The 14,474-nt window shown below is 64.3% G+C and carries 13 protein-coding genes; 7 read left to right on the top strand and 6 right to left on the bottom strand.

What is annotated here, in order from left to right; genetic code table 11:
* Window positions 1–82 precede the first annotated feature (82 nt).
* The gene (gene ilvN / locus HU144_RS09740; RefSeq protein WP_198397014.1) at window positions 83–595 is read right to left on the bottom strand and encodes an acetolactate synthase small subunit; all 513 of its coding nucleotides are present in this window, start codon (window positions 593–595) and stop codon (window positions 83–85) included.
* The gene (locus HU144_RS09735) at window positions 592–2,529 is read right to left on the bottom strand and encodes an acetolactate synthase large subunit (RefSeq protein ID WP_235351189.1); all 1,938 of its coding nucleotides are present in this window, start codon (window positions 2,527–2,529) and stop codon (window positions 592–594) included. Before HU144_RS09735 ends, ilvN begins: the two co-directional genes overlap by 4 nt.
* Window positions 2,530–2,874: 345 nt before the next feature.
* Between HU144_RS09735 and HU144_RS09730 the strand changes: the two genes are divergently transcribed.
* From HU144_RS09730 to HU144_RS09715, 4 genes are all read left to right on the top strand, one after another.
* Complete coding sequence (locus HU144_RS09730; RefSeq protein WP_235351188.1) at window positions 2,875–4,701, top strand: ABC transporter ATP-binding protein; 1,827 nt, start codon at window positions 2,875–2,877, stop codon at window positions 4,699–4,701.
* The gene (locus tag HU144_RS09725) at window positions 4,698–6,551 is read left to right on the top strand and encodes an ABC transporter ATP-binding protein (protein WP_235351187.1); all 1,854 of its coding nucleotides are present in this window, start codon (window positions 4,698–4,700) and stop codon (window positions 6,549–6,551) included. The genes HU144_RS09730 and HU144_RS09725 overlap by 4 nt, the downstream gene beginning before the upstream one ends.
* Window positions 6,552–6,719: 168 nt before the next feature.
* Window positions 6,720–6,965, top strand: coding sequence for a hypothetical protein (locus HU144_RS09720; RefSeq protein WP_235351186.1), 246 nt, complete (start codon window positions 6,720–6,722; stop codon window positions 6,963–6,965).
* Between the two features lie 60 nt (window positions 6,966–7,025).
* Window positions 7,026–7,448 (top strand): hypothetical protein, encoded by a 423-nt coding sequence (locus tag HU144_RS09715; RefSeq protein ID WP_235351185.1) that lies wholly within the window; start codon window positions 7,026–7,028, stop codon window positions 7,446–7,448.
* Window positions 7,449–7,816: 368 nt separating this feature from the next.
* Here HU144_RS09715 and HU144_RS09710 read toward each other — a convergent pair whose 3' ends face one another.
* A complete protein-coding gene (locus tag HU144_RS09710) occupies window positions 7,817–8,446 on the bottom strand; it encodes a protein-L-isoaspartate O-methyltransferase family protein (RefSeq protein ID WP_235351184.1) in 630 nt (209 codons plus the stop codon).
* 31 nt (window positions 8,447–8,477) lie between these two features.
* Here HU144_RS09710 and HU144_RS09705 point away from each other — a divergent pair, with 31 nt between their 5' ends.
* Window positions 8,478–8,996, top strand: coding sequence for an adenine phosphoribosyltransferase (locus tag HU144_RS09705; protein WP_235351183.1), 519 nt, complete (start codon window positions 8,478–8,480; stop codon window positions 8,994–8,996).
* 71 nt (window positions 8,997–9,067) lie between these two features.
* Here HU144_RS09705 and HU144_RS09700 read toward each other — a convergent pair whose 3' ends face one another.
* Complete coding sequence (locus tag HU144_RS09700) at window positions 9,068–9,520, bottom strand: PTS sugar transporter subunit IIA (RefSeq protein WP_235351182.1); 453 nt, start codon at window positions 9,518–9,520, stop codon at window positions 9,068–9,070.
* A complete protein-coding gene (locus tag HU144_RS09695) occupies window positions 9,517–10,473 on the bottom strand; it encodes a MurR/RpiR family transcriptional regulator (protein WP_235351181.1) in 957 nt (318 codons plus the stop codon). The genes HU144_RS09700 and HU144_RS09695 overlap by 4 nt, the downstream gene beginning before the upstream one ends.
* An 83-nt stretch (window positions 10,474–10,556) precedes the next feature.
* Here HU144_RS09695 and HU144_RS09690 point away from each other — a divergent pair, with 83 nt between their 5' ends.
* Window positions 10,557–12,611, top strand: a complete 2,055-nt coding sequence (locus HU144_RS09690; protein WP_235351180.1) for an HPr family phosphocarrier protein — start codon at window positions 10,557–10,559, stop codon at window positions 12,609–12,611.
* Window positions 12,612–12,675: 64 nt separating this feature from the next.
* Here HU144_RS09690 and HU144_RS09685 read toward each other — a convergent pair whose 3' ends face one another.
* Complete coding sequence (locus tag HU144_RS09685; RefSeq protein WP_235351179.1) at window positions 12,676–12,909, bottom strand: glucose PTS transporter subunit EIIB; 234 nt, start codon at window positions 12,907–12,909, stop codon at window positions 12,676–12,678.
* A gap of 173 nt (window positions 12,910–13,082) precedes the next feature.
* On the opposite strand from HU144_RS09685, the gene HU144_RS09680 reads away from it, so the two are divergent.
* Window positions 13,083–14,456: a PTS transporter subunit EIIC gene (locus HU144_RS09680; RefSeq protein WP_235351178.1), complete on the top strand. Its 1,374-nt coding sequence runs from the start codon at window positions 13,083–13,085 to the stop codon at window positions 14,454–14,456.
* The last annotated feature ends 18 nt before the right edge of the window (window positions 14,457–14,474 follow it).

Raw genomic sequence — 14,474 nt, 5'->3', positions numbered from 1 at the left:
ACTTGTTGAGATGGTTCACGTTCCACGAAGTGGAACGTGAGGACGTCAGCTGCGCAGGGTTCAGCTGCGCAGTGTCACAGGTTCAGTTGCGCAGAGCGCGGTCGGTGATCGACTTCGATCCGCGGCCGATGGCCACGGTGCCCGATTGGACGATCTCCTTGATCCCGAACGGCTCGAGGACTTCGCGCAGGGCCTCGACCTTGCCCAGCTCGCCGGTGGCTTCGACGCTGACGGAGTCGGGACCCACGTCGACGATCTTCGCACGGAACATCTCCACTGCCGCAGCGACCTGCGGACGGGTGGTGGCGTTGGCCTTGACCTTGTAGATGATGTGGGCTCGTCGCACCGAGGTGGCCGGTTCGAGCTCGACGATCTTGATCACGTTGACCAGCTTGTTGAGCTGCTTGGTCACCTGCTCCAGCGGCACGTCCTTGACGTCGACGACGACCGTGATTCGCGAGAGCTCATCGTGTTCGGTCACGCCCACTGCGAGGCTGTGGATGTTGAAGCCGCGGCGGGCGATGAGGCCGGTGAAGCGAGTGAGCACGCCGGGCTTGTTCTCGACCAGGACTGAGAGTGTGTGCCGGTTGTTCATTCCAGGCCTCCTTCGATCTGTGCCACGGAGCGAACCGTGCCGTCTTCTTCCGTGCCTGCGTCCGCGATCTGGTTCTCGGCCTGCTCGTCGCCTTCGCCGTCGAACTCGGGGCGAATGCCGCGTGCGTATTCGATCTCGTCGTTGGAGACTCCGGCGGCGACCATCGGCCACACCATGGCGTCCGGTGGGACCGTGAAGTCGAGGACCACGGGACGGTCGTTGGTCTCCAGCGCCGTCTTGATCGCAGCATCGACGTCGTCGTTGCTGTCCACGCGCAGGGCCAGGCAGCCATAGGCCTCGGCGAGTTTGACGAAGTCGGGGATCCGGATCGTCTCATGGCCGGTGTTGAGATCGGTGTTGGAGTACCGGCCGTCATAGAACAGGGTCTGCCACTGACGAACCATGCCCAGTGACGAGTTGTTGATGATCGCGACCTTGATCGGGATGTCGTTGAGCGCGCAGGTCGCGAGTTCCTGGTTAGTCATCTGGAAGCATCCGTCGCCGTCGATGGCCCAGACCACCCGGTCCGGTTCGGCGACCTTCGCCCCCATCGCTGCGGGTACCGAGTAACCCATGGTGCCAAGCCCTCCGGAGTTCAGCCATGACTTGGGACGCTCGAACTCGACGAACTGAGCGGCCCACATCTGGTGCTGGCCGACACCGGCCGCGTAGACCGCCTCGGGTCCGGTCAGGGCCGAGATCCGCGAGATCACATACTGCGGATCGCAGAGTTCATCCTGTGTGTCATAGCCCAGCGGGTAGGTCGTCTTGAGGCGATTGAGGAAGCGCCACCAGGGCTCGCGCTGACGCTCGAGAGCCTTGGGGAACTTGCCGCGCATCTCGGTGAGCATCTCCGCAAGCACCTCGCGGGCATCACCGACGATGGCGACGTCGACGTCACGATTCTTCCCGATCTCCGCCGGGTCGATATCGGCGTGGATGACCTGCGCGTTCGGGGCGAAGGAATCGAGGTTGCCGGTGACTCGGTCATCGAACCTGGCGCCGATGGTGATGAGGAGGTCGGACTTCTGGAGGGCGGTCACAGCAGGCACGCTGCCGTGCATACCCGGCATTCCCAGGTGCAGTTGGTGCGAATCGGGGAACGCACCACGGGCCATCAGGGTCGTAGCCACGGGAATGTTGGTCGCCTCGGCGAGCTTGAGCAGCTCCTTCTCCGCCTGGGAGCGGATGACACCGCCGCCGATGTAGAACACGGGGCGCTGGGCATCCGAGATGAGCCGGACGGCTTCGCGGATCTGCTTCGCATGCGGCTTGAGGATGGGACGGTACCCGGGCAGCTGCGGCTCCTCGGGCCAGACGAAGGGAGCGGTGCCCGTCTGTGCGTCTTTGGTGACGTCGACGAGGACCGGGCCCGGCCGGCCAGTGGTCGCGATGTGATGGGCGTTGAGGATCGCCGAGGGAATGTCCTCGGGCTTGGTCACGAGGAAGCTGTGCTTGGTCACCGGCATCGTCATTCCCACGATGTCGGCCTCCTGGAAGGCGTCGGTGCCCAGCAGCTTCGAGCTCTGCTGACCGGTGATGGCCATGATCGGGACGGAATCCATATGGGCGTCGGCGAGCGCTGTGATGAGGTTCGTCGCACCCGGACCCGAGGTTGCGATGCACACGCCCAGCTTGCCCGATGCTGCGGCATAGCCTTCGGCCGCGTGCCCGGCTCCCTGTTCGTGGCGAACGAGGATGTGGCGGATCTTATCGGTCTCGAACAGCGGGTCGTAGGTCGGAAGGATGGTGCCGCCGGGAAGGCCGAAGACCGTCTCGACTTCGAGGAGCTCGAGGCTGCGGACGATCGCCTGTGCTCCGGTGAGGACCTCAGGGGTCGAGTTGCGTCGAATGCTTGACGGGGTCGCGGTCACCGGGGCTGGGCTGGGCGCAGTGCCAGTTCCCGCTGACTGGGCCGAGGGCGTGGCTGCCATCGTTTCGTATCCTTCCTAGTGATCCATCTTGTCTCCGCATGAAAAAAGCCCCTCCGGTTTCGGTAGGGGCGCGCGGAACGTGTCGTGTTGACAGGCTACGGAAGATCCGCGCGCTGAGTAATAACGACGACAAGAAGGTGAGTCATGGCTCAATAGTTCACCGCTGGCAATAAGCGTGTCAAACGTCGCAATGGATCGTCTCGAAATTTGGGACTGACGTCGACTGAAGGGTGAGACCGAAGGCCGGGGTCCGCAATCGCGGCTATCAAGCCGCCCACGGAGCAAGGGAAGGTTCGATTGTGAGAACCATGGACTACGACACGCGCCCCGACTAGGCTCTCAAAGGTGCGTCCCCTCTTACGTTTCTGGCCCGATCTGCGTTCTCGCATCGGCGTGTACATCGCTGTACTCGCCCTCACACTCCTGGCCAACGGCATCCAACTGATCATCCCCCTGATCACCGGTCACATCATCGACGGCCCCATCGCCCACCGTGATCTCTCGGGTCTGTGGCTGCCCGTGCTCGGGGTCCTCGTCATCGGCATCGCCGAGGCGGTGGCACTGTGGGGTCGCAGACTCCTCGTCGCTCCGGTCGTCGCCCAGTGGGAGATCACCTGGCGATCACGTCTCTTCGACCGACTCCAGTACACCTCGGTGGCCATCCACGATTCGTGGGAATCAGGACAACTGCTCTCGCGCGCGATCAATGATCTCTCCCAGCTGCGACGGTTCTTCGCCTTCGGGATCCCCTTCCTCGTGACGACCCCGCTGATCATCATCATCGGCACCATCATCCTCACCTTCCTGCATCCGGTCTTCGGTCTGATCATGCTGATCATGGCCGTACCGACGATTGCGACGGTCACCGTCTTCGAGAAGCGGTACCGAGAGGCCTCCCGGCTCTCCCAGGACACCGTCGGTGAGATCACCACCGAGGTCGAGGAGTCGATTCAGGGGATCCGGATCCTCAAGTCCTTCGGCCGCTCCCCCTGGGCGGCACAGCGGTTCTCCCTGCTGTCACGGAAGTTCCAGAGCATCGAAGTGCGCAAGGCGAAGCTCGACTCCTGGTTCTGGAGTGTGCTGATCCTTCTGCCCACACTCGCCCAGGCCGCCATCGTGGCGGTGGGCACCTGGGGCGTCGTGCAGGGGTGGACGACGATCGGCACCGTCGTCGCCGGCGTGACCATCTCGATGGTGATGCGGATGCCGATCGAAATGCTCGGCTTCCTCCTCGCCGATGCCCTCATGGCCCTGACCGCCGCGGCCAGGTACTGGGAGGTCATCGACATCCGGCACGACATCACCGACGCCGACGGTCGGATCGAAGATGCCCCCGATGTAGGTCGCTACAAGGGTGAGCTGGATTTCGAGGACGTCTCCTTCCACTTCGCCGACACCGACCGTGAGACCCTGACGAACCTCAATCTGCATATCGAGCCGGGCCAGACCCTTGCCATCGTCGGTGCGACCGGGTCGGGGAAGACGACTCTGGCCTCCCTCGTCCCACGCCTGCAGGACGTCACCGGCGGTTCCGTGCGCGTGGACGGCACCGATATTCGCGATCTGCCCGTCAACGAGGTGCGCAACCTGGTGTCCGTGTCCTTCGAGGACCCGATCCTGTTCTCCACCTCGGTGGCTGAGAATGTGAGCATGGGTGCGCCCGGGGTCGACGACGACGCGATCTGGCAGGCCTTGGAGATCACGGCTGCGAAGGACTTCGTCGAGCGACTGCCGGAGGGATTGGATACGCAGGTCGGCGAGCAGGGCCTGTCTCTGTCCGGTGGGCAGCGGCAGCGCCTGGCCTTGGCGCGTGCGGTGATCGGTGCGCCCCGCATCCTCGTCCTCGACGACCCGCTGTCCGCGGTCGACGTCGATACCGAGGATCGGGTACAACGGGCGCTGCGGGAGATCCTGCCCGATTCGACGACGCTGATCATCGCCCACCGTCCGTCCACCTCGGCGCTGGCCGATGCCGTTGCCGTCCTCGACGAGGGCCGCATCGTCGCGCTGGGCACCCATGACGAGCTGCTGGGATCCTCACCGCTCTACCGTGAGCTCATGGGCGCGGCGACTGCCACGACCGCGCGCACACAGAGCGCATCCGCGGCGTCTGAGCATTCGGCGGCGGAGCACTCGGCAGCGGAGCACTCGGCGGAAGGGGGCACTCGATGAGCATTCCACGCCTCAATGAGGACGAGGTCGAGCAGCTTCCGCCGGACATCGCGAAGAAGGCCCGTGCGCTGCTGCTCTCACTGGTCCGCCCGCATCTGCCGATGGCGATCTTCCTGTTCGTCATCGTCGTGCTCACCGCACTGTTCCTCGTCATCGGTCCGATCTTCATCGCCGATGCGCTCGACAATGGTGTCCCGAAAGCTGTCGAAGGCGATCCGGGACCGCTGATTCGGGCCGTATCGGCATTCGTCATCTCTGCCATCGCCTCGGCGGTGCTCGCTTTCGCCTCGACGAGGCTGGTCGGCATCACCGCCCAGAAGGTCGTCTACACTCTCCGCTCCCGGCTGTTCAATCACATCCAACGCCTCGACCTGGGGTATCACGAGCGGTCGACCTCGGGTCGGCTGGTGTCGCGGCAGACCTCTGACATGGAGTCGGTGCAGCAGTTCCTCACCTACTCGCTCTTCGACACGGCGCTGGCCCTGTTCGAGATGACGTTCATCGCCGTCACTCTCATCGTCCTCGACGTGCCCCTGGCCATCGTGGTCTTCCTCGGGTTCATTCCGCTGTTCTTCATCACCAAGTCCGCCCACACATCACAGCGCAACGCCTACCGTCGGACTCGGACCTCGATCGCCAAGGTCATCGTCCACTTCGTCGAGACCATGGGCGGGATCCGTGCTGTTCAGGCCTACCGCCGGCAGCCCGATCGCCGCGGCACCCTCAAGGACGAGGACACCCAGTACCGCGACGCCAACACCGATGCTCTGCGCGGCGTGGCCTGGTTCGCGGGCTGGACTCGGCTGGTCGGCAATGTCACGCAGACGGTCATCATCATCGTCGGCGCGTGGCTCGTCATCGAGGATTGGACTCAGATCGGCGTGCTCGCAGCGTTCATCCTCTACCTGCGCCGGTTCTACGGTCCACTTGATGAACTGGTTCAGTCATTCAACCTCTATCAGTCCGCCTCGGCGGCGCTGGAGAAGATGGCCGCCGTCCTCGACACCGACCCCGAGGTGGTGGCACCGACGAGTCCGAAGGCCCTGCCTGCTCACAGTGCCCACCAGACCTCAGGCACCACCTCGGCGGCGGAGGAGCTGGCTTCGAAGCCCAGCGGGCGCTCGATCGATCTCAACCATGTCCGCTTCTCCTACGGCGACGGTCCCGATGTCCTCCCCCGGTTCGACCTGCGCATCCCAGCGGGAGAGATCGTGGCCCTCGTGGGCGCCACAGGCGCGGGCAAGTCGACCTTGGTCAAGTTGGTCACGCGGTTCTACGATCCCAGTGAAGGTCGGATCACCATCGACGAGGTGGATCTGCGTGATCTCGACGATGCTCAGCTGCGTCAGAGCGTGGTCATGGTCACCCAGGAGTCGTTCCTGTTCGCGGGCACGATCGCTGACAATATTCGCATCGGCAATCCCGATGCCGGTGATGACGAGGTCCTCGCCGCTGCTGTGGCCGTCGGCCTCGACCCCTATATCCGCAATCTGCCCGAGGGCTACGAGACGGATGTGAAGAAGCGCGGCGGCCGGCTGAGTTCGGGACAGCGCCAGCTTGTGTCCTTCGCCCGCGTGTTCTTGGCGAACCCGGACATCGTCGTCCTCGACGAGGCGACCGCCCACCTCGACATCCCCTCCGAACGGCTGGTGCAGAAGGCGCTGGCGACAGTCCTCGAAGGCCGAACCGCGATCATCATTGCCCACCGGCTGTCGACCGTGGAGATCGCCGACCGTGTCCTCGTCATGGACTCCGGGCGCATCATCGAGGACGGCACGCCGGATGAGCTGATCTCCGGTGCAGGCAAGTTCGCCCAACTCCACAAGGCGTGGCGGGACTCGCTGGTGTGAATGGCAGTTGCTTGCTCCCAGCTACCCCAACCCACAAAAGCACACCGCCTGCACTGTGCTTTTGTGGGTTCACGTAGCTGGTGACTGAGCCATACGTGCCCTTACCAGTCGAGCCAGCTCGGTGAACTTCTGCTGACGAAATAGATCTTTCCAAAAGATCCTCACGACATGATAGCCAAGCGCTCTCAGCTGCCGCTCACGCTCACGTTCTCTGTCAAAGGCGACTCTGTGATCACGGTCGTCGAGGAAGTATTTGCCTCGTCCGTCGAACTCCACGATGATCATCGCCCCTCGATGCAGGAAATCGACACGGGCTATGAAGCGACCCTGCGCATCGCGGACTTCGACCTGAGACTCGAAATCGAGGATTCCGTTTTCGAAGAACCGAACTGCGACAATCGATTCGGCAGGTGACTCTCTGAGGGGATCCGTCAAGCTGATTGCCTCAGTGACCCGATTCTCGTTCCTCACCTCATGGGCAGCCTGTACCACGTCGAAGAGCTGAGCCTTCGACACTTGGTTTCGTCGCAATGCATTGTCGAGCATAGGAACACTCACGTCCAAGCCGTAGTCTCGGGCGACATCGACGAGGGTCCGAGCAAGAGTGGTGACGGCGACATCTCCGATTCTGGCAACATGCTCCGGCGGGAGCGTTCGTCTTCTGACGATCAGATTTGCGTGGCGCCGGCTGATACCCGGCCGAATCACTTCAACGCGCCCCTCGATCGGCCGAGCGACCTCAAGCGTCCACAGGAGAGCGGCCGAAATATGGGAGAAGACTTCATTTCGCACTCGGCCACCCGCGCTCTGCTGGCGATCGCTCACTCTATCTGCGCGAGCTCTGATGAGAACTTTCAGTCGCTCGAGGACATCGCGAAAATCGTTCGTATTCACTAGAAGATCTGCATCTTCTTGGTCGACAGATTCCCAAACTCGCCGATGCCGTTCATTGTCACATCTTCGTCGGACAGCGAATCGACCGCGGGCGACGCGTTCCAAGCAGCATGCGGCCGCCTTGCGAATATCACGCTCAGACAGCCCGAGCTTGAGCAATCGAGCAGTGTCGAATACCTGGTACATGCATCAATATTGCATCTAATGTCATCATATGACAATAAACACTAATAAAATACCTCACTTCAGATACCCCAACCTGCAAAAGCACACCACCTGCACTGTGCTTTTGTGGGTACACGTAGCTGATGGCTGCCGTAGTTTACGACTTGCCTGCGGAGGAAGCTTCGCTCCCGGAAGAAGTCACGCGATCAGTCGCGGATGAGCGGGACAAAGCGGTACTGTCCGTGCCGCGTGATGGAGACGTCGTGGTCACCGGATCCGGTGACCACGACCTTCAACATCTCCCCTGCCACGGGGATGACCATGACGCCGCCGACCCTCAACTGCTCGATGAGTTCGGTTGGCAGAGTCTGTGCTTCAGCCGAGACGAGGACCCGGTCGAATGGGCCAGCATCCGGCCGGCCGAGGGTTCCCGGGTCCGCAGTGATGATCTCGACGTTGCTCAGATCGACAGTGTCAGGATCGAGCCGCCGCAGCGACGCCCGTGCGCGTTCGATGAGCCGATGGTGGCGTTCCACGCCAGTCACCTGTCCACGCGGACCGACGAGGACGCCGAGGAGAGCCGCTGTCCACCCCGAGCCTGAGCCCACGTCGAGCACCCGATGCCCGGGCCGCGGTTCGAGCAGCTCGAGCATGTCCGCAACGGTGCTTGGTTGGGAGTTCGTCTGCCTCTCGCCGATTGACAGCGGCACATTGCTGGAGGCGAAGTGTCGTTCTTCCTCGGGTAGGAACAGCTCACGAGGCACCTGGGAAAAGGCCTCTGGGACCGAGACCTGTGGATGCTTGGACTCCATGGCGACCCCCATTCCGGTGTCCACTACGATACTCCCCACCGAGTATCGTTGACCCGTGACGAATACAGATCTCCAACGCGCGAAGACACTGATCACTTCGATTCCCGACTATCCGGAGCCGGGGGTGAACTTCCGTGACATCTCTCCCCTGCTTGCAGATGGTGCCGCCATGCGTGCCGTCACCGAGGCGCTCATCGCACCGTTCGAGGGACAATTCGACATCGTCGGCGGCCTCGAAGCTCGCGGTTTCCTGTTCGCCGGAACCATCGCGGCGATGACAGGTGTCGGCATCCTGCCCATCCGCAAGGCCGGCAAGCTTCCCAGACCGGCAGCAGCAGTGTCGTACTCGCTCGAGTACGGAACCGCCACGATCGAGGGCCCCGATGTGCTCAAGTCCGGCGAACGCGTTCTGCTCGTCGATGACATCCTCGCCACAGGTGGGACGCTCACTGCCGCTCATGCGCTCGTGAAGGACCTCGGCGCGGAGGTCATCGGCTCGGCGGTCGTCCTCGAGCTCGAAGCGCTCGGCGGGCGCAAGCTCACCGGCGATGTGCACACCGTCTTCAAAGACTGAGGTCGACACCGACCTGCTCGGGACCCGTCCCGACCGGACAGACTACAAGTCCACACGTCCCTGCCGCGAACTCAAGCCTGCTCGAGGAGCCGATCCCCGGCGCTCACGGAACCCTCTTCCGTCACCGTCAGCGATTCCGCCTCCCCCTCGAGCACGATGACCGGCACGACCAGAGATCTGCCAGCGGTTCGGGCGGGTGCGGTGTCCCAGGTGATGAGCCGATCACCTGTGTGCACCGTCTGCCCCGCCTCGGCGTGCATGGTGAATCCGTCTCCGTCCAGTTCGACGGTGTCGATGCCCAGATGGACGAGCACCCCCGGACCGGCCTCGGTGACGATGACGAATGCGTGGGGCTTGAGAGAGGTGAGAGTGCCGGACACCGGCGCCAGGGCCGTGACGGAGGCTGAGCCTCCGGGATCGATCGCCGTTCCGGGGCCCACAAGCGCCTCGGCGAACACGGGGTCGGGAACATCTGCGAGTGGAATCACGGTGCCGTTCACCGGTGAGGAGATCGTCAGTGTCATGGTTGGTTTCCTGCCCTTCTGCGACGGGGTGCCAGGCGGCGGTGGGAGGTGCCGACGGCGTCTCGCGCACGAGCCCCACGGCGTTGGAATACAAGGGTGAAGAGAACGTCGACGATGAAGAGCTGGCCCGTTCGCGAACTCATCGCAGCCGATCGCATGCCCGACTCCCGGGCTGCGACGCCGATGAGGACGTGGTCGGCCGAGGTCAGGGTGCTGCGGGGACGAACAGTCAGGGCCACCGTGGGCACCCCGGACTCCAGTGCGGCGGCGAGGGGTTCGACGATGTCGGAGGTCTCTCCCGAGGAGGAGATGACGATGAGCAGCTCCTCGGGTTCCATGAGCACGGCAAGCGTCATCGCCATGTGACCTTCGGTGACGGCGCGCGAGGTGAGTCCGATGCGCTCCAGCTTCGTCGACAGGTCCACAGCGACGAGCCCCGATGCTCCGATGCCGGCAATCACCGTTCGTCGTGCCGAGATGATGGCGTCGGCCGCAGCCTCCAGCGCGAGAATGTCGAGGGAGGCCGCGGTATCGGCGAGCGCCTGCTGCTCCTCGGCCGCGAGTTTGGCCACGACTGTGACGGCATCGTCGTCGGCGCTGATGTCGGCGGGCAGCCCGCTGGGTCGGCTCACTTCTTCCTGCGCGGTGGCTGCCGCGAGCAGGGTGCGAAATTCCCGGAAGCCGCGGCAACCGGCGGCCTGGGCGAGTCTGATCACGGAGGCTTCAGAGGCCAGCGAATGCGATGCGAGCTGCTGGACGGTCATGGGCACAGCCACACGGGGATCCTCGAGCACAGTGCGTCCCACCGCAGCCGGACCGCGGCTGAGCGTGGGCACAAGTGAGCGCAGGCGAACCAGCAGGGAAGCAGGGGTCACAGAGTTGACTGCGCTCGCGCTGTCGGTGGCGGTGCCCACAACACCTCCGATGGAGTTCTTCTCCGCACCACTTCCCATAAATTGGAGTTTTGCACCTAGACTGACGATGTGTCAAAGATCACTATCAGGCTCCGACACCGAGGTCGGGGCGAGGAGAAGCCGTGAGGGTGCAGGGAATCGGTGCGAGCCAAGGCTGCATCCTGGGACCGGTCCACCGTGTGATGCGCACGGTCGTCGAACCCTCCGACACACCACGTCCGGCCGATTCCGAGACAGAGCTCGAACTCGAGCGCTTCCACGCCGCGGCCTCGGCCGTTGCAGAATCTCAGTCGGCAGCGGCGTGCGCCGCGCAGTCAACAGCACGTGATGTGCTCGAGGCGACGGCGGAGATGGCCGCCGATCCCGCACTCACTGCCCTCGCGAACCATCACATCCAGGACAGACAGCTCACGGCCGAGCGGGCAACCTGGGAGGCCACCGGCGAGCTGCGGGCACGTCTGGAGGCAGTCGGCGGGTATCTGGGAGAGCGGGCCGCGGACGTCGATGACATCCGGGACCGGATCATCACCGCTCTGCGCGGCGGCTCTCTCACGATCACCCTGCCCACGACACCGTCGGTCCTCGTCGCGGAGGCACTGTCCCCCACCGACACCTCGGGTCTCGATCCCGCTGCCGTGCTGGCTATCGTCACGGCCACCGGCGGAGCACAGTCCCATTCGGCGATTCTCGCCCGGGCACTGGGCATTCCTGCCATCGTCGGAGCCGGCGACGAGGTCATCGACATCCGCACAGGCACCGAGGTCTTCGTCGACGGTTCCACCGGAGTCCTCAGCGACGATCCCACCGAGGCCGAGAAGAACCGGGCCGCACAGTTCGCCGAAACACGGCGGACCGCACCGGCGTTTTCGGGCCACGGCCAGCTCGCCTGCGGGAGACGCATCCCGCTGCTGGCCAATGTCGGCTCTGCTGCAGAGGCGAGCGCCGCCGCTGCGGCCGGTGCTGAAGGAATCGGGCTGCTGCGCACGGAATTCCTCTTCCTCGATCGCGACGAAGAGCCCAGCGTGGCCGAACAGGCAGACGTGTACGCGGAGATCTTCTCCCATTTCCCTGACCGTCCCGTCGTCATCCGCACCCTTGACGCCGGTTCGGACAAACCTGTGCCGTTCCTTCGGGGCAACCGTGGCGAACCCAATCCGGCTCTGGGCATGCGCGGCTTCCGCACGCATTCCTTCGCACCCGAGGTGTTGGCACGCCAGATCGAGGCGATCGCCCGCGCGTCGAAGCCGACCACCGCCGAGGTGAAGGTGATGGCGCCGATGATCACCACCACATCGGAGGCCGCCCGGTTCGCCTCGCTCGTCCGCGACGCCGGACTGGACTCCGCCGGTGTGATGGTCGAAACCCCGGCCGCGGCACTGTGCGCCGACTCCGTCCTGCGCCCGGTCGACTTCGCAAGCATCGGCACGAACGATCTCACACAGTACACACTGGCCTTCGACCGCGAGCTCGGCGACTACGAGGATCTGCAGTCGACCGGGCACCCCGCTGTACTCCGACTCATCGAAGCCACCGCTCAAGGTGCCGCCCGTGCCGGTGAAGATCCGCGTTCGGCTTCCCGCACGCCCGCTGATGCGGCCCCACTTCCCGTGGGGGTCTGCGGGGAAGCCGCTGCCAATCCCGAGCTCGCCGTCATCCTCGTTGGCCTGGGGGTCTCGACGCTGTCGATGTCGGCGCCCGCTCTGCAGCGCGTCGCCGCTCGCCTCGCCGAGGTGAGCCTTGAGCAGGCTCGCGATCGAGCCCGACAGACACTGGACGGGACCCTGTGGAGCAGCGACGATGCTGATGCTGCGGGACACGAGCAGTCCGCGCAGGCCGAACCAGATGCAAGGGCGAAAGCGTCCGTCACCGATTCGGACACCACCGCCGAAGTCGACGCGGACACCCACACCGATACGATTCAGCGCACCATCCATGTCACGGCACCGACAGGACTCCATGCTCGGCCGGCAGCTCTGCTCGCCCGGGCAGTGAAGGCACTCGACGCCGAGGTCACCCTGCGTCGGACCGGCGACGATGCGACCGCCTCGGCGACCAGCGTCATGGACATCATGGGACTCGGCATCGACCCGGGACACGATGTCGAGGTCAGCGCGTCCGGCACGGACGCCGCCGCTGCGGTCGCGGCTGTGGCAGCGGCCGCCACCGGGGAGGCCTGAGATGCGGTGGAACAACCTCGGCGCTGGCCCTCGTCGGCCCGAACCCAACGAGCAGATCCTCGATTCAGTCGAACAGATCCTCGATATCGTCGACCAGGCTGTCGGCCTCGGGACCGACGACGACCTGCACGGCACTGCCCTGGACGACGACCCCGAAGGCTCCCGCGCCCTTGAGGGCACGCTCGTCGACGAGATCCTCGTCGCCGACCTCCACGCGCAACCGCGTGATGCACGCTTCGACCTCATTGATATTGTCCGCGCCGCCGAGTCCGGCCACGATCTGCTCTGCTTTGCTCATACCAACTGCCTTCGTCTCCCGCACTCACGTACCGGTGCCGGGGTTGTTTTCTGCGATGTTCGTCACAAGTCTACGGCGACCCACGGACAGTGCCGGAAACGCACACTTCGCCGGCGGGCCACCGCCTGTGGAGGAACTCCCCTACCGGGCGCATCACCACTAGGAGGAATCCGATGACCACTGCATCCACCGATGATGCCCCGCAGAAGAAGAAAAAGCGGTCAATTCCCGGCTTCGCTCAGCTGCAGCGCGTGGGGCGATCTCTCATGCTGCCCATTGCGGTGCTGCCAGCGGCGGCATTGCTGCAGCGGTTCGGGCAACCGGACATGCTCGGTGCCGACGGACTGGCCCAGTTCGCACCGTGGCTGCTGCCGGTGGCTGATACGCTCGCTGCGGCCGGTTCGGCCCTGTTCGACAACCTCCCTCTCATCTTCGCCGTCGGCGTAGCGATCGGCTTCGCGAAGAAGGCCGACGGCTCCACGGCCTTGGCGGCTGTCGTCGGCTACATGGTTCTCGACGGAGTGTTCACGGCCCTCGCCCCTTCGTTCGGATCGGACAGCGGCGACGGCGAGATGGTGATCAACTACGGTGTGCTCGGCGGCATCATCATCGGCATCGTCACCGCGCTGCTCTATCAGCGCTACCACCGGACCAAGCTGCCCGCCTACCTCGGATTCTTCGGCGGCAGACGCTTCGTCCCGATCGTCACGGCGGTCGCGGCGATGCTCATCGCCGTGGTCATGGCCATCATCTATCCCGTCTTCGACACGCTCATCAACAAGGGTGTGGGAGGATTCCTCATGGAGCACGGCTCGAACCCGGGCACGGGCTTCGTCTTCGGCACGGTCAATCGGCTGCTCATCCCCTTCGGCCTGCACCACCTGCTCAACAACCTGCCGTGGTTCCAACTCGGTTCGTGCACCAATGCCTCCGGTGAGACCCTGCACGGTGACATCACCTGCTTCTACAGCGGAGTCGATGGGACAGCAGCCTGGACAGGATCGTTCATGACCGGGTTCTTCCCCATCATGATGTTCGCGCTGCCGGCAGCGGCTCTCGCGATCTACCGCACAGCCCATCCGAAGCGCCGCAAGGTCGTCGGCGGCATCATGCTATCGGTAGCGCTGACGGCGTTCCTCACCGGCATCACCGAACCGCTGGAGTACGCCTTCGCCTATGTGGCCTTCCCGCTCTACGCGGTGCACGCAGTCCTGACCGGTACATCGTTGGCGGTGGTCAACGCCCTGGGCATCAAGTCCGGCTTCGGATTCTCCGCCGGGGCCATCGACTATGTGCTCAACCTCGGCCGTGCCTCCGAACTGTCCGGGGGCATCGGTCCCGTCCTGCTGCTCCTCGTCATCGGCCTCGCCTATGCGGTGATCTACTACTTCCTCTTTCGCTGGGCGATCATCAGATTCAACCTGCACACGCCCGGCCGTGAGGACGACGAGGCCGGCACCGGTGGTCCTTCGGTCTTCGATGAGGCGCAGGAGGCCGCCGACAGATCCACAGGTAAGAAGCGGGCCCAGGACGAAGGACGAAGTTAGTCCCGGCTTCGATAGGCG

The sequence above is a fragment of the Brevibacterium sp. UCMA 11752 genome (assembly GCF_021532235.1).
In the GTDB taxonomy this organism is placed as follows: Bacteria; Actinomycetota; Actinomycetes; order Actinomycetales; family Brevibacteriaceae; genus Brevibacterium; species Brevibacterium antiquum.
Note: the sequence above shows the minus strand (reverse complement) of the source record. Positions and strands in the feature narration are given on the sequence as shown.